This is a genomic window from Bradyrhizobium sp. URHC0002 (assembly GCF_054059515.1).
In genome coordinates this window covers 4,189,848-4,211,080 of record NZ_JBSSCF010000001.1, presented here as the reverse complement: position 1 = coordinate 4,211,080, position 21,233 = coordinate 4,189,848, and the positions used below count along the sequence as shown (strand labels likewise).

At 64.7% G+C, this 21,233-nt stretch carries 16 protein-coding genes; 8 read left to right on the top strand and 8 right to left on the bottom strand.

All coding sequences use genetic code 11. The annotated features are described in order from the left end of the window. Positions 1 to 15 precede the first annotated feature (15 nt). A complete protein-coding gene (locus ACVWVY_RS20310) occupies positions 16 to 2,004 on the top strand; it encodes a hypothetical protein (protein ID WP_456628048.1) in 1,989 nt (662 codons plus the stop codon). A 58-nt stretch (positions 2,005 to 2,062) separates the two neighbouring features. On the opposite strand, the gene ACVWVY_RS20305 is transcribed toward ACVWVY_RS20310, so the two are convergent. Together ACVWVY_RS20305 and ACVWVY_RS20300 are read right to left on the bottom strand one after the other, a co-directional pair. After that, positions 2,063 to 2,677 carry a DUF2147 domain-containing protein gene (locus ACVWVY_RS20305; RefSeq protein ID WP_456628047.1) on the bottom strand — a complete coding sequence of 205 codons (615 nt, stop codon included), beginning with the start codon at positions 2,675 to 2,677 and terminating at the stop codon, positions 2,063 to 2,065. Between the two features lie 125 nt (positions 2,678 to 2,802). Beyond that, complete coding sequence (locus ACVWVY_RS20300; RefSeq protein ID WP_456628046.1) at positions 2,803 to 3,831, bottom strand: NAD(P)/FAD-dependent oxidoreductase; 1,029 nt, start codon at positions 3,829 to 3,831, stop codon at positions 2,803 to 2,805. A 159-nt stretch (positions 3,832 to 3,990) separates the two neighbouring features. Between ACVWVY_RS20300 and ACVWVY_RS20295 the strand changes: the two genes are divergently transcribed. Next, positions 3,991 to 4,446 (top strand): acyl-CoA thioesterase, encoded by a 456-nt coding sequence (locus ACVWVY_RS20295; RefSeq protein ID WP_456628045.1) that lies wholly within the window; start codon positions 3,991 to 3,993, stop codon positions 4,444 to 4,446. Beyond that, positions 4,443 to 5,552, top strand: coding sequence for an alpha/beta hydrolase family protein (locus tag ACVWVY_RS20290; protein WP_456628044.1), 1,110 nt, complete (start codon positions 4,443 to 4,445; stop codon positions 5,550 to 5,552). Before ACVWVY_RS20295 ends, ACVWVY_RS20290 begins: the two co-directional genes overlap by 4 nt. A gap of 14 nt (positions 5,553 to 5,566) precedes the next feature. Here ACVWVY_RS20290 and ACVWVY_RS20285 read toward each other — a convergent pair whose 3' ends face one another. Both ACVWVY_RS20285 and ACVWVY_RS20280 read right to left on the bottom strand, forming a co-directional pair. Beyond that, a complete protein-coding gene (locus ACVWVY_RS20285) occupies positions 5,567 to 5,887 on the bottom strand; it encodes a 2Fe-2S iron-sulfur cluster-binding protein (RefSeq protein ID WP_247516240.1) in 321 nt (106 codons plus the stop codon). Positions 5,888 to 6,023: 136 nt separating this feature from the next. Beyond that, a complete protein-coding gene (locus tag ACVWVY_RS20280; RefSeq protein WP_456628043.1) occupies positions 6,024 to 6,401 on the bottom strand; it encodes an Hpt domain-containing protein in 378 nt (125 codons plus the stop codon). A gap of 388 nt (positions 6,402 to 6,789) precedes the next feature. On the opposite strand from ACVWVY_RS20280, the gene ACVWVY_RS20275 reads away from it, so the two are divergent. Then, the gene (locus ACVWVY_RS20275) at positions 6,790 to 12,018 is read left to right on the top strand and encodes an apolipoprotein A-IV repeat region-like domain-containing protein (RefSeq protein ID WP_456628042.1); all 5,229 of its coding nucleotides are present in this window, start codon (positions 6,790 to 6,792) and stop codon (positions 12,016 to 12,018) included. 599 nt (positions 12,019 to 12,617) lie between these two features. Here ACVWVY_RS20275 and ACVWVY_RS20270 read toward each other — a convergent pair. The 3 genes from ACVWVY_RS20270 to ACVWVY_RS20260 all read right to left on the bottom strand — a co-directional run bounded on the left by ACVWVY_RS20270 (position 12,618) and on the right by ACVWVY_RS20260 (position 15,540). After that, positions 12,618 to 13,523, bottom strand: a complete 906-nt coding sequence (locus tag ACVWVY_RS20270; RefSeq protein WP_456628041.1) for an MlaD family protein — start codon at positions 13,521 to 13,523, stop codon at positions 12,618 to 12,620. A gap of 110 nt (positions 13,524 to 13,633) precedes the next feature. Continuing rightward, positions 13,634 to 14,404 (bottom strand): ABC transporter ATP-binding protein, encoded by a 771-nt coding sequence (locus ACVWVY_RS20265; protein WP_456628040.1) that lies wholly within the window; start codon positions 14,402 to 14,404, stop codon positions 13,634 to 13,636. 2 nt (positions 14,405 to 14,406) lie between these two features. After that, positions 14,407 to 15,540: an MlaE family ABC transporter permease gene (locus tag ACVWVY_RS20260; protein ID WP_456628039.1), complete on the bottom strand. Its 1,134-nt coding sequence runs from the start codon at positions 15,538 to 15,540 to the stop codon at positions 14,407 to 14,409. 136 nt (positions 15,541 to 15,676) lie between these two features. Here ACVWVY_RS20260 and dgcA point away from each other — a divergent pair, with 136 nt between their 5' ends. Next, a complete protein-coding gene (dgcA, locus tag ACVWVY_RS20255) occupies positions 15,677 to 16,672 on the top strand; it encodes an N-acetyl-D-Glu racemase DgcA (RefSeq protein WP_456628038.1) in 996 nt (331 codons plus the stop codon). Here dgcA and ACVWVY_RS20250 read toward each other — a convergent pair. Then, complete coding sequence (locus ACVWVY_RS20250; RefSeq protein WP_456628037.1) at positions 16,642 to 17,841, bottom strand: MFS transporter; 1,200 nt, start codon at positions 17,839 to 17,841, stop codon at positions 16,642 to 16,644. The two genes, dgcA and ACVWVY_RS20250, sit on opposite strands and share 31 nt — an antisense overlap. Positions 17,842 to 17,917: 76 nt before the next feature. Between ACVWVY_RS20250 and ACVWVY_RS20245 the strand changes: the two genes are divergently transcribed. The 3 genes from ACVWVY_RS20245 (at position 17,918) to ACVWVY_RS20235 (ending at position 21,202) form a co-directional block, all read left to right on the top strand. Continuing rightward, positions 17,918 to 19,189 (top strand): hypothetical protein, encoded by a 1,272-nt coding sequence (locus ACVWVY_RS20245; RefSeq protein WP_456628036.1) that lies wholly within the window; start codon positions 17,918 to 17,920, stop codon positions 19,187 to 19,189. 146 nt (positions 19,190 to 19,335) lie between these two features. Further along, the gene (locus tag ACVWVY_RS20240) at positions 19,336 to 20,271 is read left to right on the top strand and encodes a diacylglycerol/lipid kinase family protein (protein WP_456628035.1); all 936 of its coding nucleotides are present in this window, start codon (positions 19,336 to 19,338) and stop codon (positions 20,269 to 20,271) included. A gap of 409 nt (positions 20,272 to 20,680) precedes the next feature. Beyond that, a complete protein-coding gene (locus ACVWVY_RS20235; RefSeq protein ID WP_456628034.1) occupies positions 20,681 to 21,202 on the top strand; it encodes a DUF1269 domain-containing protein in 522 nt (173 codons plus the stop codon). Positions 21,203 to 21,233: the final 31 nt, after the last annotated feature.

Here is a 21,233-nt window from a genome sequence, read left to right as displayed (position 1 = left end):
ACGTCAAACGACGCCATGCTTGGAATTCTCCTACGTTCGATGCTGTCGGTCGCGCTGGTTGCCGGCGCGCTGGCCGGCATATCCACATCCGCTGCGCAAGCCCAGAGCGCCGCCGGTTATGGGCCGCTGCAGATTTCCTGGGAGGTGCGCAACCGCTTCCGCCTGTTCCGCGAGGAACGGGATTTCCTGCTGCACGCCGAAAGCGGCCGCGGTCGCAGCGTGCTGGCTTCGGAGCAACTGCTGGCGATCCAGAGCGACGGCCGCGGCTGGGCGCGCAACACCGTGAACCGGCTCTGTATCGATCTCGCCGGCCGCGTCAGCGAGCCGTGCAGCCGCGACAACGTCAAGGAAAGCTATCTGACGCCGATCGATCATCCGATCGTCGCCCGGCTGACCGGCCCGGTTCCGGTCGGCGCCACCTGCGCCTGGACGTTCGACGATGGCGATGGCCCGCAGACGTCGACCTTCGACTGTGCCGAGCCGGTCAACATCAGGGTCCGCGACGGCCGCACCACGGTTGCCACCGTCGATATGTCCAGCTCGGAAGGCAGTCAGCGCGTGTTCACCGAGATCGCGGTGCGCGATATCTTCATCGCCGGCCTCGGCGACAGCGTCGCTTCCGGCGAAGGAAATCCGGACCGGCCGATTGCGCTGTCCGACGAAGGCTTTTGCTTCCGCTCCTATCTCGGAACGGCAGCCGCGCAATATTACCGTCCGAGCCGCGCAGGCTATAAAGGCGGACGCGCATGCGAGGCGCCGGACTCGCTGACGGTCTGGCAGCGCCAGAGCGCGCTCTGGTTCAATCCTGCCTGCCACCGTTCGCTCTACAGCTATCAGACGCGGACCGCACTGGCGCTCGCCGTACGATATCCGCACGTCGCGGTGACCTATCTGCCGCTGGCCTGCACCGGCGCCACCATTGCCGACGGGCTGTTCGGCTCGCAGCGCGCCCGCGACTGCCTGCCGTCGAAATCGGGCGGTGCGTGCCAGGGCACCATCAACGGGCAACTGGCCGAACTGCGCGAAGCCCTCACCGCCGCGAAACGCCGCCAGCCGGATCGCAAGCTCGACCTGGTGCTGCTTTCGGTCGGGGCCAACGACATCTATTTCTCCGGCCTCGTCGCCGACGTGATCGTGGACACGGCGACCGAACGTGCCCTGTTTCGGCGCAGCGGCGTGATGGCCTCGGTGGACGACGCACGCAGTGCGATGACGCGGGACCTGCCGCAGGGCTTTGCAAAACTTCGCGAAGCGCTGAAGCCGCTGGTCGGCGACCTGTCGCGGGTGGTCTACACCTCCTACGCCAATCCGACGGTGGCGAATGGCGGCGCGCCCTGCCCCGGCGGACGCGCCGGCTTCGACATTCATCCCTCCTTCAACGCCCAGCCGCAGCGGCTGGCCGCCGTGTCGAACTTCGTCGAAAGCGAATTCCTGCCGCAGTTGAGAGGGCTGGCGCTGTGCGAGGGCGGCATCCTGTGCCGCAATCCGCGTACCGACCGCATGACCTTCGTCGATGGCCATCAGACCAGCTTTGCCAACCACGGCTTTTGCGCGCGCGCCGAAAGCGATCCCGAATTCGACCGGCAGTGCTTCTCGGCGACCGGCGACAGCTTCGATCCCGATATCGTCTCGGCCGCCAGCCAGCCGATGCTGTGCGGCCGCAGCGCCAGCGAGTATCGCGCTTATCTGCCGCGCGCGCGCTGGATCCGCGATGCCAATGACAGCTACTTCTCAGCAATGACCTACCCCCAAGGGCTGCCGACGTCGCAGCAGCCGGCCGACATCCATGACGCAACCTGGGGCGTGCTGTCGGCAGTCTATGGCGGCGCGGTGCATCCGAGCGCCGAGGGCCACGCTGCGATGGCCGATGCCGCCGTGCCGGCCGCCGCCGCCGCGCTGCAGCTCGATGCGGGCGTGCCTGATGTCACCTCGCAGCCGGTGCCGCCGATACCAGTTGCTCCGGACGCGCCGCGGCCACCGGGCAGAGCCGGCGGACTTTACTAGAGCGTTTTCCAGCGAAGTAGAGACCGGTTCGCGTCAGGAAAACGCGTCAAATCAAAATCTAGCGCGCAGGTGCAGGTGGGTGTGCGGGAGCCGGCGCCGTAGCCTTCTTGGGCGCCGCCGGGGCCTTTGCCGGAGCGGCTGGTGGCTTCATCGCCGCGGCCTGCGCCGGCAGATATTTTGCGATGATCGCGGGATCGACCTGCGCCAACTCCGTGTCCGGCAGACGGGTCCAGACCTCATCCTTGCCCAGCAGCGAGATGCCGAGATAGCCGCGCATCGTCAGCGTCTGCCCATCCGCGCTCAGCGTCATCTTGGCCTTGTAGATCTTGCCGTCGCGTGGATCGAGCACGTTGCCGTTCTCGTATTTCAATCCGTCGCGCTTCATGTCGCGAATGAAGGAGAGTCCGAGCCACGGCGCGTCCTTCCGATCGTCGGTGCACTTCGAGCAGACCGGATTGGGCGGATCGCCGGGCTCGAGAAAGAGCTTGGCGAACGCGCCTTCAAAGGCGCCGTTGCGATCGACCACCAGAAACCAGCCGACTGGCTTGCCCTTCTCGACCTTCTGCCACAGGCCGGAAGCAGACGGTTCCGCCGTCTGGGCAGCGAGCTCACCGGCAAACGTGAGCCCGATCACGATCGGGAGTATCAGTTGAAGTCCGGTCAGCTTGCGCATCGTCATCACCTGATCAATCGCCTAAATGAATGGGCGCAGACTAAGGCCATTTCGCGGAAGGTTCCAGTGAGGATCGCCGAGCACCCCGGTAAAGCACCGCGAGCCCAACTGTCGCTTTTTGGGAATCAGTTGACCCCGAGCTTCTTCTGCAGGCTCGACGACGAGGTGGTGTACTGGAACACCAGCCGCTTGTCCGGATAGACGTAGCGGTGCGCCTTCTGCGCCATCAGCGCACCTTCGTGGAATCCGGACAGGATCAACTTGAGCTTGCCGGGATAGGTGTTGATGTCGCCGATCGCGAAGATGCCGGGAATATTGGTCTCGAACGCCGCGGTGTCGACCGGCACCAGATTGTTCTCGAGCGCGACGCCCCAGTTCGCCACCGGACCGAGCTTCATGGTCAGCCCGAAGAACGGCAGCATCGTATCGCACTCGACCTTCGAGATCGCGTTGTCGTTGCCTTTCATCACGGCCCCGGAAAGCTTGCCACCCTCGCCTTCCAGCGAGGTGACCTGACCGATCTTCAAATCCATTTTTCCGCCAGCCACCAGCGCGCGCATCTGCTCGACGCTGTGGGGCGCGGCGCGGAAATCGTCGCGCCGGTGCAGCAGCGTCACGCGTTTCGCAATCGGATGCAGGTTGAGTGTCCAGTCGAGCGCGGAATCGCCGCCGCCAACGATCAGGATGTTCTTGTCGCGGAACTGCTCCATCTTGCGCACGGCGTAGAACACCGAGCTGCCTTCATAGGCCTCGATGCCCGGCACCGGGGGACGCTTCGGCTGGAACGAACCGCCACCCGCTGATATCGCCACCACCTTGCACTCGAACACCTGGCCGGCATCGGTCGTGACGCGAAAGCCGGGATCGCCGATCTTCTCGATCGTCTCCACCATCTCGTTGAGATGGAAGGTCGGATGGAACGGCTTGATCTGTTCGAGCAGCGCGTCCGTCAGGCCCTGGCCGGTGACAAAGGGAATGCCGGGAATGTCGTAGATGGGTTTTTCCGGATAGAGCTCGGCACACTGGCCGCCGATCTTGTCGAGGATGTCGACCACATGCGCCTTCATGTCCAAGAGACCCAGTTCGAAGACGGCAAACAGGCCGCACGGACCCGCGCCAATAATCAGCACATCGGTTTTGATCGCTTCGCTCATGTCAGCTTCTTTTCGGTTGAACCTGGCGGGAAGGCTGCATCTGTCTAGCCAACCCGGCGGCATCAGGAAAGCCATAATATGGCGTTCATGACGGCGGCAACCCCTTGCCGTCATTCGACAAGTGGGCTGTAAGGGAACGAGATTTTCGGAGATGGCCCCGTGAACGCCCCCTTGCGTCCCGACGCGACCCCGCGCCTGGAGGATTTTCCCTATCGCCTGTCGGACAATGTGAGATTTGCCGACCTCGATCCCAACCAGCACGTCAACAACGCGGTTTACGCCACCTATTTCGAAACCGGCCGCGTCACGCTGATGAAGGACCGCAGCTACGGGCTGATGCCGGACGGCGTCACCTGGATCATGGTCAGGCTCGACATGCATTTCCGCGCCGAATTGCGCTGGCCCGGTACCATCGAAATGGGACTTGGCGTCGTGAAGTTCGGCCGGACTTCCGTCACGTTCGATCAGGTGGTGTTCTCCGAGGGCAAATGCGTAGCTTCAGCGCGATCGGTGTCCGTGCTGCTCGACGAAGCGACGCGCAAGCCGATGCCACTCACGCCGGATATCCTGGCGAATTTTCAGCGCTGGATTCGCCGCGGAGCAAAGCCGGCATGACGCGCGCGGCGATGCTGGCGGCACTGATCGTCGGCATCGCGATGCAGCCCGCCGCGGCGGTGGACTATCACCGGGAAGACCTGCGTATTCCGATGGAGGCCGCGGGCCCGCGCGGGCTTGAAGCGATGCTGTTGCGGCCGTCGGGCACGCGCCGCTACCCACTCGCCTTGATCAGCCACGGCACCCCACGCGAGGGGTCGGCGCGGGCGCCGACGTCGCCGTATGGATCCTATCGGCAAGCCCTCGAATTCGCCCGTCGCGGCTTTGCGGCGCTGGTCTTCATGCGCCGAGGCTACGGCGATTCCGGCGGCCAATATGCCGAGAGCAGCGGCCCGTGCGACAGGCGCGAATATCTGCGTGCGGCATCGCAGTCGGCCAGCGATCTGCGCGTGGCGATCGAGGCCATGCGCAGCCGGAGCGACGTTTCGACCAATGGCATGATCGCGGTCGGCGTCTCCGCCGGCGGCTTCGCGTCGTTGGCGCTGACCGCCGATGCGCCGCCGGGGCTCGCCGCCGCGATCAACTTTGCCGGTGGCCGCGGTTCGCGCGCCGACAATGACGTCTGCGACGAGGATGCGCTGGTTCGCGCCTTCGCCACGCTCGGCAAGACGTCGCGGATTCCGACGCTGTGGATCTACGCGCAGAACGACAAGTTCTTCGGGCCCGAACTGGTGCGCCGAATGTACACCGCCTTCACCGGCGCCGGCGGGCGGGCCCAATTCATCGATGTCCCGCCATTCGGCGATGACGGCCATTCGCTGTTTTCGCGCGGAATATCGCTCTGGACGCCGATGGTCGACAGCTTCCTGCGCGACCAAAATCTGGGAACGCGCGATATCGCCGCGATGCCGGCGCGATCGCCGATGCCGCCACCGCCGCAATTGCGCGACAAGGGGCGCGCGGGATTTGCGGATTATCTCTCGACGAGCCCGCACCGGGCCTTTGCCGTCTCGCCCAAGGGAGCGTTCGCTTTCCGCGGCGGGCGCCGCTCGACGCGCGAAGCTGCGGAAGCTGCCCTCACCGCCTGCGCGGAGTACGCAGCCGATTGCGCGCTATATGCGGTCGACGACCATCTCGCCGAGACCGCCAACACCGGATCGCGCTGAATAATTTTTAGGACTCAGGCCTGCCGTTCCGGTGTCGACACCACGAGACCGTCGAGGTCGTCGCTCACCTTGATCTGGCACGACAGGCGCGAGTTCGGCCGCACGTCGAAACCGAAATCCAGCATGTCTTCTTCCATCGGCGTCGGAGCGCCGACCTTTTCGCGCCACGGCTCCTCGACATAGACGTGGCAGGTCGCGCAGGCGCAGGCGCCGCCGCATTCGGCTTCGATGCCGGGAATGGCGTTGCGAATCGCGGCTTCCATCACGGTCGCGCCGTTCTCGACTTCAATGGTTCGTTTTTCGCCGGTATGGTCGACAAAGTGGATTTTGGCCATGATCGCTCGTGCTGCCGGAATAGGTAAAGGTCCCGGCAGTCCTATAACGGGTCGACCCGCACAGCGCCAGCGGTCGGGACGAAAACCTTAAGGCGGCACTTTGCCGGGATTTTGGCCGATACGGACCGCTTTCCGCTCAGGAACTGCGCAGAACCGCCTCGATCGCCGCCCGCGCTTCTGCAACCGCCTCGCCGAGCTCGGCGAGCGCAGCGGACGCATCGAAGCCTCGGGCGATGGCCGCCTCCAGCCGGGCTGCGGCATCGGCGACGGTAAAAGCGCCGATCGCGCGGGCCGAGCCCTTGAGCGTATGCGCCAGCGCGCTGGCATCCGCAGGCATGACAGCGAGCGTGTGCACGAGTCTTGCCGATTGGGCCGCGAATATCGTCAACACCTCCTGCTCGATCGCGGCATCGCCGAGCGTCATGCGCTGGAGATGCTCGAAATCGATCGGCCCGTCGTCGGGAGCCAGCGGTGGCGACGGCATCCATTCTACCCGTTCGAGGTGAAGCGACATGACTTGAGGTCCGGATCGCCCGACACAGTGATTCTACGGAAGGGCATTTTCCGCCAGCCAACCACGGCAACAGTTAACGGAACGTTCTCAGAATTGGCCGCAATTTCGCCCGACTTTAGCCGGCAACCAGCCTTGATCTGCGATTCGGTTCCAGAAATCTGTGCATCTCTAAGAACTTATGGAACAGAGCTGTTAACGATGATTAAGAATGTCTTAATCGCGGCCATTTCATTCGTATCGCTCAACCAATAGGATGTTTTAAGGATGTGTGCGGACAAGCGGCCGGCGGGTGCGCTTGCGTCCGCGGGGGGTTATGGATCCAGCTTCGAGCTTGCGGGTTTTTGCGAGAACGGCTGGGTGCGTACAAAGTTAAGAGGGCTCGGCTGACATGGCGAACAATCCCAAGAAGGTCAAAGATCCCACTGAAGTCGCGCTGTCTGCCATTCAGGAAGCGCTCAACATCAGCGATACGAGCGTCGACACCAATCGAAATTCGCTTGGCAACGAACTCGCCCCTCAGACCGGTCCGTCGGCCCCGCCGCCCTATTCCGATATGTCTTTTGACACGCGCGGAAGCGCCGAGCGGCCGGTTTTCGATTCGATCGAAGAGCCGCGCAGCCCCCGTCGCGCTGCCAATGACGATCGCGAAACCATCGGACAGATTCTGCAGGCGATCCAGAAGGGCAGCCCTGCCCGCAGCGTCTACACGCTTGCCTCCGTGTTTGGCGGCGTCTGGGTAATCGGTTGCGGCCTGCTGACCGTCAGCTTCCTGCCCGCGTTGCAGGCGGCGATCGGACAGAGCGGCGGCGTGCTGGTGCTGGCCGGCCTTGCCGCGTTGTTCTTTGCGCCGGTGCTGCTGTTCTATTTCCTCGCGAGCCTCGCCTGGCGCGGCCAGGAAATGCGGATGATCGCGCAGTCGATGGCGCAGGTCGCGATCCGCTTCTCCGAGCCCGAGGGCGCCGCCGCCGATTCGATGGTGACCGTAGGGCAAGCGATTCGCCGCGAAGTCGCAGCGATGGGCGACGGCGTCGAGCGCGCGATCGCGCGCGCCGGCGAACTGGAAACGCTGGTCGCCAATGAAGTCGCAGCCCTCGAGCGCGCCTATTCCGACAACGAGGTGCGAATTCGCGCGCTGCTGCAGGATATTGCCCATCAGCGCGACAATCTGGTCGGCCAGGCCGAGCAGGTTCGCAGCGCCATTTCCGGCGTCCAGATCGACCTGCGCCACGACATCGCGCTGATCTCGGACGCGATCGCCTCGCGTGTCGACGAGGTCGCGAAAAGCATCACCGGTGCGCTCGAAGAGCGCGGCCAGCATATCACGAGCGCCCTCAGCCATGCCGGCGACAACATGATCCTCGCGCTCGGCGAGCGCGGCGGCGACCTGCTCGACCGCCTGGAAGAAGCCAGCGCCGAGACCACGCGCGCCGTGCTCGACGCCTCCGAGCGGCTGACCACCAGCCTCAACTTCAAGACCGGCCACGTCCACGACGAGTTCGTCGATCTCGCCGATCGCGTCCACGAGATGCTGAACGAACGCATCGACCGCATCACCGGCGAATTCGAGCAGCGCTCCTCGACCATCGTCGACGGCATCTCCGACCGCACCGAGCAGGTCCACGACTCCCTGAAGAATTCCTCCGACTCGCTCTTGCTCGAACTCGAACTGCGCTCGGGCGATCTCGTCGGCAAGATCGACGATGCCGGCAACCGCCTCGCAAGCCGCATCCTCACTTCCGGCGACAAGGCCAGCGACGCGCTCGACGTGACCGTGAACACGCTGGTCGCCAAGGTGATCAGCCAGACCGAAAACGCACATGACAGCCTCGCGCTGCAGATGAGCGCCTACGACGAACTGGTGAAGAACCAGGGCGGCGAGCTTGCGGAAAAGTTCGCCCGCGACAGCGGCACGCTCGGCGCGCTGATCACGCGTCATATCTCCGAGTTCGATCGCACCGTCAAAACCTTCGGCGGCGATATCGTCGAGCGCATGGGCGCGCGGACCCAGGAGATATCCGACAGCCTGAAGAATTACGTCGACACTTTCGACACCCGGCTGGTCGCGAACAGCGGCGAGATCACCGCTTCACTCGATCAGCGCCTGCTGCAATTCGAAACCACGCTCGGCACCCGCGTCAACAGCCTCGACACCTCGCTCGACAGCAGGATCAGGTCGTTCGACGAGACCATCGACGGCCGTCTGAAATCGCTGGAAACGACCTTCGATTCCCGCGCCAAATCGGTCACCGAAACCATCGATGGCCGCCTCGGCACGCTGGCGGGCACGCTGACCGACGGTGCGGCGCAGGCGATCCAATCGATCGACCAGCGGCTGACCCTCCTCACCTCCTCGCTGACCGAGGGCACCGCGCAGGCGATTGCGGCGGTTGACCATCGCATTACCAACGTCACGGAAACCATCGACGGCCGCAGCGCCCATCTGACCGACACCATCCAGGCGCGGTTCCAGGAAATTCACCAGGGCATCGAGACCCGGGTCGGCGCCGTCGCCAGCGACATCGACACCCGCGTGGCGCAATTCGAGGATCTGCTCGGCTCGCGCATCGAGGCGGTGGCAGGCCGGATCGAAAGCAGCGGCCGCCAGGCCAGCGAAGACCTGATGTCGCGCGCCGAGATGCTGTCCTCCGGCATCAAATCGCATGTCGAGGACGCCGAGCGTTCGCTGACCAATCTCGTCGTCAACACTGCAGAGACCATCCAGACCGGCGCGCGCACCGCGCAGCAAGCGCTGCTGACGGTTTCCTCCGATGTCGGCGCACAACTCAAACTGACCTCGGCCGAGGTCGAAGCCGCCCTCACCGCCGTCGGCACCGGCGCCGCCGCTTCGATCCTCACCAGCGCCCAGGGTGCCCAGACCACGCTGGTGTCGGCCTCCTCCGAGGCTGCCTCGCAGATCAAGTCTCTCGCCGCCGACGTCGAGCGCACCCTCTCGGCGGCCGGCGACGCCACGGCCGCGTCGGTTCTCGCCGGCGCGCGTGAGGCGCAGACCACGCTGGTGACCGCATCCGCGGACGCGGCAAACCACGTCAAGTCGCTCGCAGCCGACGTCGAGCGTTCGCTGTCGATCGCAGGAACCGCAACCGCCGAGGCCGTCAGCGCAGGCGCCCGCGAAGCACAGAGCACGCTGGTCGCCGCCTCCACCGAGGCCGCCACGCAGGTCAAGTCGCTCGCAGCTGACGTTCAGCGTTCGCTCTCGATCGCCGGAACGGCGACCGCCGAGTCGATCACGGCAGGCGCCCGTGAGGCCCAGAGCACCCTCATGAGCGCGTCCGCCGAAGCATCGAGCCAGGTCAAGTCGCTCGCCGCCGACGTGGAACGCTCGCTCTCGATGGCTGGCAATGCCACCGCCGAGTCGATCACGACGGGTGCCCGCGAAGCGCAGAACACCCTGATCACGGCGTCGACCGAAGCCGCCAGCCACGTCAAGTCGCTGGCGATCGATGTCGAACGCACGCTGACCGCGGTCGGCGCGGCCACCGCCACCTCCATCCTCGGCACCGCGCGCGAAGCCCAGAGTTCGCTTTCCGCGACCTCCGCCGACGCCGCGAACCAGATCAAGACAATCGCCGCCGACATGGAGCGTTCGCTTGGCGTCGTCACCGCCAGCACGACCGATACCATCCAGACCACCGCGCAGAACGCGCAGAGCGCCCTGATCGCCGCCACCAACGAGGTCAGCACCAAGGTCAAATCGACCTCGGCCGATATCGAACGCTCGGTGCTCGCCGCGAGCAGCAATTTCGGCTCGACGATGACCGGCAAAACCGACGAAATCGTCACCTACGTTCAGCAGCAGACCGACCGTCTGGCGCAGATCGTCGACAGCCGCCGCGGTTCGCTGGTCGAGGCGCTCGGCACCAGAGGCACGCAACTGACGACCGACATCGACCGCGTCACCGCCGACGCCTTGAAATCGATCGAGACCCGCGGCCAGGCCTTCTCGCAATCGATGTCGACCCACGGCTCGGAAGTCGCGCGCACGATCACGACCGCGGGCGACCTCGCCACCGGCGCGGTAGCCAAGTCGCTGAAGGACCTCGAACAGGCGTCGCGTTCGGCCATCGACCAGTCGCGTCAGGTCTCGATCGCCGCCGTCACCGAAATGCAGGAGACCAGCAAGATCCTGCGCACCGATACGGTGGCGCTGTTCGAACGGCTGCGTGAAGGCAACATCCTGCTGCAGGAAGTGCTGACCGGCGCCCACGACAATCTCAACTCGCTGGAACGCGCGCTGGTAACCCGTGTGGCCGACTTCGTGTCCGCCATGAACGACGTCACCGCCCGCAACGGCATCGCCACGCAGACCCTGGAAGACCAGCTCACCGTCTTCAACGGCAAGACCTCGAAGGCGCTGGAGGACCTTGGCGCACTGTCGAGCGAGTTCGAGAAGCACGGCAAGGAGCTGGTCGATGCAGCCGGCATCGTCGAACAGGCCAACCGTTCCACGACGACCTCGGTCGCCGACCGCAAGACGCAGCTTGAATCGCTGGTGACCACCATCGACCTGCGCACCACCGACCTGGACCAGCGCCTGTCGCGCTTCACCGGCCTGCTCGACGAATCGCTCGCCGCGGCCGAAGAGCGCGCCCGCGATATCGCGCGCGTGGTCGCGGAAACCGCGGGCGCCGGATCGGCAGCGATCAGCCGCCAGTTCGAAGCAGTGCGCACTGCCGCCGAAAACGAGCGGCAGCAGACCCTCCATGCGATGAACGACCTGTACCAGCAGAGCAGCCATGAGACGGATGCGATGTTCAAGCAGTCGACCGAGAAGTTCGGTTCGATGGTGCAAGCCATGAAGCAGATGGCCACCGAAATGCATAACGAACTCGAGGCGACCCGCAACGAGCTGCGCCGCGGCGTGCTCGAGATGCCGCAGGAGGCCGCCGACAACACCGCGCAGATGCGCAAGGTGATCGTCGACCAGATCGAGGCGCTCGCCGAGCTCAACAGGATCGTCGCCCATCATGGCCGCGGCCTCGACGTCGTGACCTCCGGTCGCGCCAGCGTGCAGCGCCAGGAAGAACCCTTGATGGCAGCCGCCAACGGCGGCCGCAACGAGGTGCGCATGCGCGACGCCGGCAGCGCATCGACGCTGCCGCCGCCGGATCTCGGCGGGCCGGCCGCGCGCCGCGCCGAGGCCCCGCCGGTCTCGCCGGCAAGCCAGGACGCTGGACGCGACGGATGGCTGTCCGACCTGCTCCACCGCACCGACGCCGGTGCAGGACAACCTCCCCGTGGCCGTACGCCGCAGACCGCCACCAATCCACTGGAGTCGCTGTCGCTCGACATCGGCCGGCTGATGGACCGCAACCTCGCCGCCGAAATGTGGGACCGATATCAGCGCGGCGAGAGCAAGGCGTTCACCAAACGGCTCTACACGCCGGCCGGCCAGAAGGCGTTCGACGAAGTCGCGCGCAAATACCGCGCCGACCGCGGCTTCAAGCAGACGGTCGACCGCTATGTCGCCGAGTTCGAGCGGCTCCTGGACGAAGTCGCGCGCGAGGATCGCGGGCCGCAGGCGCTGCGCGGCCACCTCACCTCGGAGACGGGGCTCGTCTACACGCTGCTCGCGCACGCGGCAGGGCGGCTGAGCTGAGCGGCGAATAGCGAACTGTGAATAGCGAATGGAAAACGGAGGCCTGGTAGCCTCCGTTTTTGTTTTTTGGCGGTTCGTCGAAATCTAAGATGGGACCAGAGAAGAAAAGAATGCGATTGATCGACGTCATTCGGAAACTCGACGAGACAGACGGACAAGATCATTTGCGCGCGACGTCCGTGGAGAGCAGATTCAGATGTCTGTCTCGTTTCAGACGTTCTGTCTAAGGTCCCGGAGCAGGTTATCCGTGACGACTATGAGTACTTCCTTGAAGGCGCAATTCTTCGAGAAGTACTCGACACGCCAGAAGCTGAACGGTGTTCGGAGCAAGAAAAGGTGAACCTGATCATCTTCTATGCTGAAAATGACGCTTATCCACCTTGGATCTATCCAAAATAGCGTCGTTAGCCCGCTCAATTGCGGCTTCTTGGAAAACTCGGTTGGCAGTCGTCGGGTGGATTAGCGAAGCGAAATCAGCCGCCAACCACCCTCGCTGGGGTCTGATCTTTTGGTATACCGTTGGCGGGGCTACGACTTCGCTGCGCTCGCAATTTTCTGTCATCGCAGATCGCATGCCGATGCAGTGACAAAAAACTGGCCTACTGCCGCTTCTGCCCGCTTGGCGCTCTCGGTGGAGCCGCCGCGGGCGGTGCCGCCCTCGGCGGCGCTGCAGCGGTTGCCTCCGCCGGCGCGGGGTTGTTGCTTCCGCCGAATATCACCCGGCTCGGGTTGCGGTCAAAGTTGTTCACGGCGCGGCTGATGTCGGAAAGGGTGCGGCGACCGTCGGTGATCAGTGCGCCCGACCGCTTGTCGAAATCCTCGGCGAGTTCGCGGATCGACTTCACCATTAAATTCAATTCGCCGCCGGCGGCGCCGCCCGCGATCGTGTTCAGCCCGAGCATGAGGCTGTCGGCCTTGCCCATCACGCCATCGACCCTGAGCATGACATTGTCGATCTTCTCGGAATTGCGCGCGAGCGCGGCCGTGAAGGTCTCGAGATTTCGCAGCGAGTTCTTCACCGACTCCTGGTTGTCGGCGACGATCCGGTTGACGTTCTGCAGCGTGGCGCGGATGGACTCCGTGACGTCCTGCAGCGCGCTGGGATCGGCGGTCAGCATCGGCACGCCATCCTCGTCGAGCGGGACGGCAGCGGCGTTTTCCTCGCCGCCCTTCAGCGAGATCGCCGCGACGCCGGTCAGTCCCTGGAATTCGAGGCCGACGAGCGTGTCCTTGCGGATCGGGGCGTTGTTCTCGACCATCGCCAATGCGACCACGCGCCGCGGGTTGTCGAGCTTGACCGATACAACCTCACCTATCCTGATACCGTTAAAATTGACGCTGCCGCCATTGCGCAGGCCGGACGCCGGGCCTTCGAACACGATGCGGATCGGGCTGCGCTGCTTGGCGGTGTGCAGGCTCTGAAACCACAGCACAAAGCCGAACGCGGCGGCGATTACCGCCAGCGTGAAGGCCCCAATCAGGACGTAATTCGCCCGCGTTTCCATAAGTCAAGGTACTCCGAAACCTGGGTCTGCTCAGCTTCGCCGATCAGACCCGTTTTATCGCTTGTTCGAGCAAGATCTCATCAAGACCGATGCCCGCCTCGTGACCGCGCTCAACCCATGACCGCGCGGGCGCGCTTGCCATGAAAATATTGCCTGAGCCAGGGATGCTGCGAGGCCTGCATGTCGGCAATGGAACCTGCAGCAATGATCTTACCGTTCCCTAAAACCGCGATGCGGTCGCAGGCCGTGTAAAGGCTGTCGAGATCGTGGGTTACCATGAAAACGGTCAGGCCCAAAGTGCGCTGCAGGGTGCGCACCAGCTCGTCGAAATCCCCGGCGCCGATCGGGTCGAGCCCCGAGGTCGGCTCGTCCAGGAACACCAGTTCGGGATCGAGCGCGAGCGCGCGGGCCAGCGCCACGCGCTTGATCATGCCGCCGGAGAGTTCGGAGGGAAAACGGTCGGCGACTTCAGGCCGCAAGCCGACCATGCCGAGCTTGGCCACCATGATCTCGTCGAGCAGCCGCTGCGAGACCTTGAGATATTCGCGCACCGGAAACTGGATGTTCTGGCGCACCGTGAGCGAGGAGAACAGCGCCCCCTGCTGGAAAAGGATGCCCCATCGGCGCTCGACGGCGCGGCGCTCCGCGCGACTTGCAGCATCGAGATCGACGCCGAACACCTCGATGCGTCCGGCGATCTTCGGCACCAAGCCGATGATAGTCCGCGTCAGCACCGATTTTCCGGCGCCCGACGGACCGACAAATCCCAAAATCTCGCCGCGCTTGACGTCGAGGTTGAGCCCGTCGAGCACCCGCGTCTTGCCGAATTGCACGGTAATGTCGCGAACCCGGATGATGGCGTCGGAAATCTCGCCCGCCATGGTCACATTCCGATCGATGCGAAGAAGATGGCGAACACGCCGTCCATCACGATCACGAAGAATATCCCCTTCACGACCGAGGACGTCGTGTGCTGGCCGAGCGATTCAGCGCTGCCCTGCACGGCCAGCCCCTCGACGCAGGCGACGATGCCGATCACGGCAGCCATGACAGGCGCCTTGATGATGCCGACGATGAAGTGGTCGATCGAGATAGCGTCGCGCAGCCGCAGCAGGAAGGCTTCGGGATCGACGCCGCCATAGAGCCAGGCCACCAGCCCGCCACCGTAAAGCGCCGCCATCGCACCCAGAAAGGCGAGGATCGGCAGCGCCAGCACCAGCGCGAGCATCCGCGGCAGGATCAGAACCTCAATCGGGTCGAAGCCCATGGTGCGCAGCGCGTCGATCTCCTCGCGCATCTTCATCGAGCCGAGTTCGGCGGTGTAGGCCGAGCCCGAGCGGCCCGCCACCATGATCGCCACCAGGAGCACGCCGATCTCGCGCAACACCAGCACGCCCAGCATGTCGACCACGAAGATATCGGCGCCGAATTTGCGGAAATGGAAGATGCCCTGCTGCGAGATGATGCAGCCGATCAGGAACGTGATCAGCACCACGATCGGCACCGCGCGCCAGCACACCTGCTCCAGATGATGGATGGTCGAGGTCAGGCGGAAGCCGCGGGGGCGAATGAGGACATGGCCGGCCGCTGATAGCACCGCGCCCAGCATCTCGATCAATCCGATCAACGTTCCGCCGACGCCGGCCACCGCGCGGCCGATCTGCTCCAGCATGCCCGTGATCGTCACCCGGTCAGTTTCGACGATCGGCTCGGCCTTTACCCGGCGCACCTCGTCGACCAGGCTCGAATAATTGGCCGAGAGCCCGGCGATCTCGCCCTCGACGCCGCCCTGGGTCAGGCTTCGCCGCAGCCGCTCGATCAGCCAGGCGCCGAACGTGTCGAGCTTCGATACCTGGGAGGCATCGATGAAGACGTTGGGCCGGGTGCCGCCGAGCTTCTCGGCGTCGGCGACCATTCGTTCCAGCACCGGCGCAAAGCGGGCCGTCCAGGCGCCGGTCGCGCACAGCGCCAGCGCGTTGCCCCTGGCTATCCGCTCCAATGTCGGGTTGCCGCTCATGCCCATCCCTTAGGCCAATGCGCGCCCTGAAAAACGTCAGGTTCCGCACGCCGCCTGCCTTGTAGAATCTGTCCCTAACCAGCCATAGTTGGTTGCAGCGAGCAAGCTTGCGGTTCAGAAAATTGCAGATTTTAAAATGACTTCCAGCCTATCTCGAAAGCTTGCCGTCAGCATCGAACGCTGGCCGATTGCAGGCGCTTTCACCATCAGCCGGGGCGCCAAGACCGAGGCCATCACGGTTGTCGCCACCGTGAGCCATGACGGCGCGAGCGGCCGCGGCGAATGCGTGCCCTACCCGCGTTATGGCGAGACACCTGAAGCGACGCTGGAAGCGCTTAATGCAATGCAGGAACCGCTTGCGAGGGGACTGAACCGGCAGGCGCTGCAGGCGGCGATGCCCGCAGGTGCCGCCCGGAACGCGCTGGACTGCGCGCTATTGGACCTTGAAGCCAAGAGCTCGGGTCAACGGGTCTGGAGCCTGCTCGGCCGGCCGGCACCGCGCCCCTGCACCACCGCTTTCACGATCTCGCTCGGCACGCCGGAAGCCATGGCGGCAGCCACCGCCAAGGCCGCGCACCGGCCGCTGCTGAAGATCAAGCTCGGCGGGGACGGCGATGACGCGCGGATATCAGCGGTACGCAAGGCGGCCCCGGAATCCGAACTGATCGTGGATGCCAACGAAGCCTGGACGCCGGACAATCTCGAATACTATTTGGCCGCTTGCGCCAACGCTGGCGTCACGCTGGTCGAGCAGCCGCTGCCTGCCGGGCGCGACGAGGCGCTGGCGCGCATCAAGCGCCCGATCGCGATCTGCGCCGACGAAAGCGTGCATGACCGCGCCTCGCTCGAAGGCCTTTGCGTGCGCTACGACGCCGTCAACATCAAGCTCGACAAGACCGGCGGGCTGACGGAGGCGCTTGCCATGGCGGACGCCGCGCACGCGCTCGGCTTTGAAATCATGATCGGCTGCATGGTCGCGACCTCGCTGGCGATGGCGCCGGCCATGCTGCTGGCGCAACAGGCCAGATTCGTCGATCTCGATGGTCCCCTGCTGCTGGCGCACGACCGCGATGGCGGGCTGCGGTACGACGGCAGTCTGGTTTATCCGCCGGAAGCGGCCTTGTGGGGCTGACGCGAGAGCCGGTCCCGCGCCAGCCAGACCACCAGCCCGCCCAGGGCGGCCATTGCGGCCATCACGTAATAGATGCCCTGGCCCAAGCTCCCGTAGATCGTACCCGACGCGACTGACGCGAGGCCGGCGACGATGCCGCCGCAAGCGGTCAGATAACCCTGCGCGCGCGCCATCACATGGCCGGGCACGTGCTGCAGCATCAATCCCATGATGCCGACCTGCGTCAGCCCGAAGCTCAGCGCATGCGAGAGCTGGACGATCGCGAGAACAGCAAGCGGCGGGTCCTGCGCCGTTATCGCCCAGCGCGCGGCGGCACTCAGTGCCGCGATCACCACCAGCATCGACGGCTGCAGGGTGAATCGCGGCGACAGCGCGAACAGCACGATCTCGGCAATCACGCCCAGGACCCACAGCGTTGCAATCGTCAGCCCGTCATATCCCGCCTGCTGCCAGGCGATCGACGCGAAAATGTAATAGGCGGCGTGGCTGCCCTGGATCAGCGCTGACGCCACGATAACAGCGATAAAGCCGCCGTCGCGCAGCAACGCGCTCGCGCTGCCGGTGCCCGGGCGGGCCGCCCGGGTGTCGTCCAGCGGCTGCAGCGCGAGGCTCGCCAGCGCCCCGATCGCGGCTGAGCCCGCGATGATCCAGATCAGGTTCCGGGCGGCGATGAGGTCGAGCAGCACCCCGCAAACCAGCGCGCCGAGGACAAAGGCGGCCGAGCCCCACAGCCGCAACGGTCCGTAGTTGAGGCCGTAGCGCTTCACCCCCCGCAACGCATAGGCGTCCGTCAGCGGCACCATCGGCGTCCACAGGCAGCAGGTCAGGGCGTAGATCAGGAACACCAGCACCGGCAAATGCTGGGTGCCCAGGATGGAAAAGCCCAAAGCAGTGGCAAAGGCGGTCACGATGATGGCGCCGCGCAAGGCCTGACGCCGTTCCGCAAGGCCCGTCACCAGCGGCAGCACCGTAAACCGGGTCACCGGGGGCACGGCCGTGATCAGCCCTATCCAGAACGGATCGATCCCGACCGCTTTCAACCAGACCGTGAAAAACGGCAGGTGGGTGCCGGTCATGCCGAACAGCGTGCCGTAGAACAGCGCCACGCGCGTCGCGAATCGCTTCGATGCTTCTTGAGAAGCTATGGGGATTTGTGATTCGCTCGGCATCAATTCATTTGCGATTCGGGCAATATCGTGTTGTTTCGTTATCGCAATGCGCGCTGATTTGCGCGAAGAGTTTGACATGGCCGACGAAGCATTTGCCCTTTCGCCGATCTCAGCACGCGCCACGCTGCCGCGCGAGGAAGACTATGCCGCGATCGCAGAAGCCTTCATGGAGACTTCGCGGGGCCGCTGGTTCCTGACCGAATACGCCAAACGCAACCGCAATGCCGACACCCGCATGGTGCTGGACGCGGTAGCGCGGATCGAGCAAAACCTCGACGCCCAGCGGGAAGAGACCCTTGAGCGGGAGGCAAGCCTCCAGCGCGAGGAAGGCCTTTCGGCGCAGCAGGCCGCGGAGGCCGTCGCTGCGGCGGCAGCGGCGCAGGAGCGCCTGACCGAGGCACTCGCCGCCATCCGCAGTTCGGTCGAAGCGGCCGAGGAATCGGCGGTGGAGGCGCTCGACAGCCTCGCGCTGGAACAGCGACTGGCGCCGGTCCGCAAGGGTGCGCGGGTGCTGCGGGAAATCGCCTGGCGGTTGCGGGAAATTGGCAATGACGGGCGGATCTGCGACCTGATCGATTCGCAGGTCACCGTCATCGAAAAGGGCACCGACCAGTTCTCCTCCGAAGAGGCGAGAGCCGGGCTGCGTGCGGCCTTTGCCGCCCTCCAGGGCCGGCTTGTGGAATTCGGCGACGACGACCACGCGTTAGGCCCGGCTCCCGAGACCGAAGCGGCTGCGCCCTCCCCGGCCACGCCCGAAATGGCCGCGGCCGCGGAGATGGTCGAAACATTTTTGGCACAGAAAGCTGCCGAGGCAATGTCCGCTTCGCCGGCCAAGTCCGCCGAAGCCGTGCTGACGCAACCGGAAACGCCGCCGGCCGCCGAGATCCCCGCGGCCGAGGAAGCCGCTGTCCAGGAAGCTGCTGTCCAGAACGCCGGCCCCCAAGACATTGCCTCCCAAGACGTTGCCCCCCAAGACGCCGACGCCCAGGACGAGGCGGTCCTCGACATGATCGCGATGGAGATGGGCGCGCCGGATCCGATCAGCGACGACGAGATCGCCGAAGCGGTAGCCGAACAAATCCGCCTTGCGGAGCCTGCGCCGATCGCCCCCGTGATCGTCGCCAAAGCGCCCGAACCGGTCGCCGTGCCGGCGCCGCCGCCGGTCCAACAGGTGGTTCAACCCCTGCCGCCCGCCGCCGCACCGGCGCCCGCGCCAGCGGTGGAAATGTCGCTCGGCTCGAGCCTCATCGCCAGCGGCATGCTGCGAAAGCCGGTCACGGCGGCCAACGATCCACTGGCGCCGATCCGGCGCATGAGCCAGGCCGAGAAGATCGCGTTCTTTTCGTAAGCGGCCTCCATCGCCGCTCGAAGCTCTCCCAGCTTCCACAACGCGTCTGCAGCATTTGTTGCATCTGCGAATAGTTCGCTTTCCGGTTGCTTCATACCTCCGCCGAGGTCAAGCTGACGCGATTGTCTTCGCAAGCGGGGATCGCCGTGAAAACCAGGATCATCGTCAATCCGATGGCGAACAAGGGCGGTTGCGGCAAGCGCTGGCCGCAGATCAGGGCCGAACTCGAAAAGCATCTCGGCCCGATCGATGACGACGATATTGCGATGACCCGCGCGCGCAATCACGCGACGAAGCTGGCGCAGGAAGCGGTCGATGCCGGTTACCGGCGTCTGGTCTCCGTCGGCGGCGACGGCACCTTCAGCGAGATGATGAATGGCGTGATCGCGGACGATCGGCCGATCGCGCCCGACCTCGTGCTGGCGCAACTGCCGGGCGGCACGTCGAACGAACTATCCCGCTCCTTCGGCCAACTCTCGCTCGGCGAGGCCAGCAAGGCCATCGCCATGGGCCACACCCGCGACATCGATGTATTCCGCGCCGACGCGAAGGGTTATGCGGGCGATCAAGTGACGCGCTACGGCTTCGTGCTCGCGATCGTCGGCGCTGCCGCCACGATTTCCTGGCGCGCGCAGCGCGTGCCGCTCCTGAAGCGGCTCGGCCCGATCAGTTACGTCCTGATGACGGCGTTCACGTCGCTGACCTATAGTCCGCGCGACTACCGCATCAGGATCGACGACGAAGCCGAGCAGAACATGCCGATGTGGTCGCTGATGCTGTGCAGCTTCGATGGCGCGGGCGAAGGCCTGATGCTCGCGCCGGGCGCCGACCCCGGCGACCGCAAGCTCGACCTGATCCTGGTCGGCGACATGGGTCGCTGGGAAAGCCTGACCAAGATCGTCCCCAACCTCGCCGACGGCAGCTATCTCGCGCATCCAAAAGTCTCGCGGCGCCTCGCGACCCGGATCACCATCGACAGCGACCGCATGGTCCGCGCCGACGTCGACGGCGAAAGCATCGGACAATTGCCGATGTCGGTCACGGTGCTGCCGTTTCATCTCAAGGTGGCAGTCCACCGATAGCGGCCCGCCGCTCGAGCGTGTATCAAGCAAACTCCACAACCTTAAAGTCGGTTTGCGGCAGGTGTGTTCCACCCCAACACTTTGTGACAAATCGCACGACGCTGAAGATGCATCGACAAAGCTCGGCGAATTAGAACCAGTTTGACCGGGCACCGTATAATGAGCCCGATCAGCGAAGCGTGATCCGTTGATTCGCAGGTTGTGATACGGTGGGTTCGAGCCGCGCGGCCACTGAGGGACCCGGTCGCTTGCCACTGACAGATCGACAGCTCCTTGCCGGGTCGTTCACCGCCAACGGACTTGCCGGCAGCGACGTAGCGCGCTGCGCGGCCGAAGTTGTTTGACCCGTCAAGAACGTGCCCTACCGGCCTTACATCATGTCCATCATATCGAGTTGGAGGATACGGAGATGTCAGATCTAGTCGCGATCATCTATCCATCCGAGGCAAAGGCTGAAGAAGTGCGGCAGCGTCTGTTCAAGCTGCAAAAGGAATATCTGATCACGATCAGCGATGCCGTGATTGCGGTTAAGACCGAAGCCGGTCCCGTCAAGCTGAACCAGCTCGTCAATACGACGGCGGTGGGCGCCATGTCGGGTAGCTTCTGGGGACTTTTGATCGGCGTGATCTTCCTCAATCCCATCCTGGGCGTTGCGCTCGGCGCGGCATCCGGAGCGCTCGGCGGCGCCCTCACGGACTACGGTCTCGATGACGCCTTCATGAAGGACCTCTCGGGCAAACTGCAGCCCGGCAACGCGGCGCTGTTCGTCCTGATCAAGAATATGACCGCGGACAAGGTGCTGCGGGAGATTCAGGACGCAGGCGGCACCGTGCTCAAGACATCGCTTGACGATACCAAGGAGCAGCAACTTCGCGACGCGCTGGCGAAAGCCAGCACCGAGCCGGCCGCGCCCAAAACAAACGCTGCCTGAGCGGAGCAACCGAAGTCCGCCGGCACCCGGG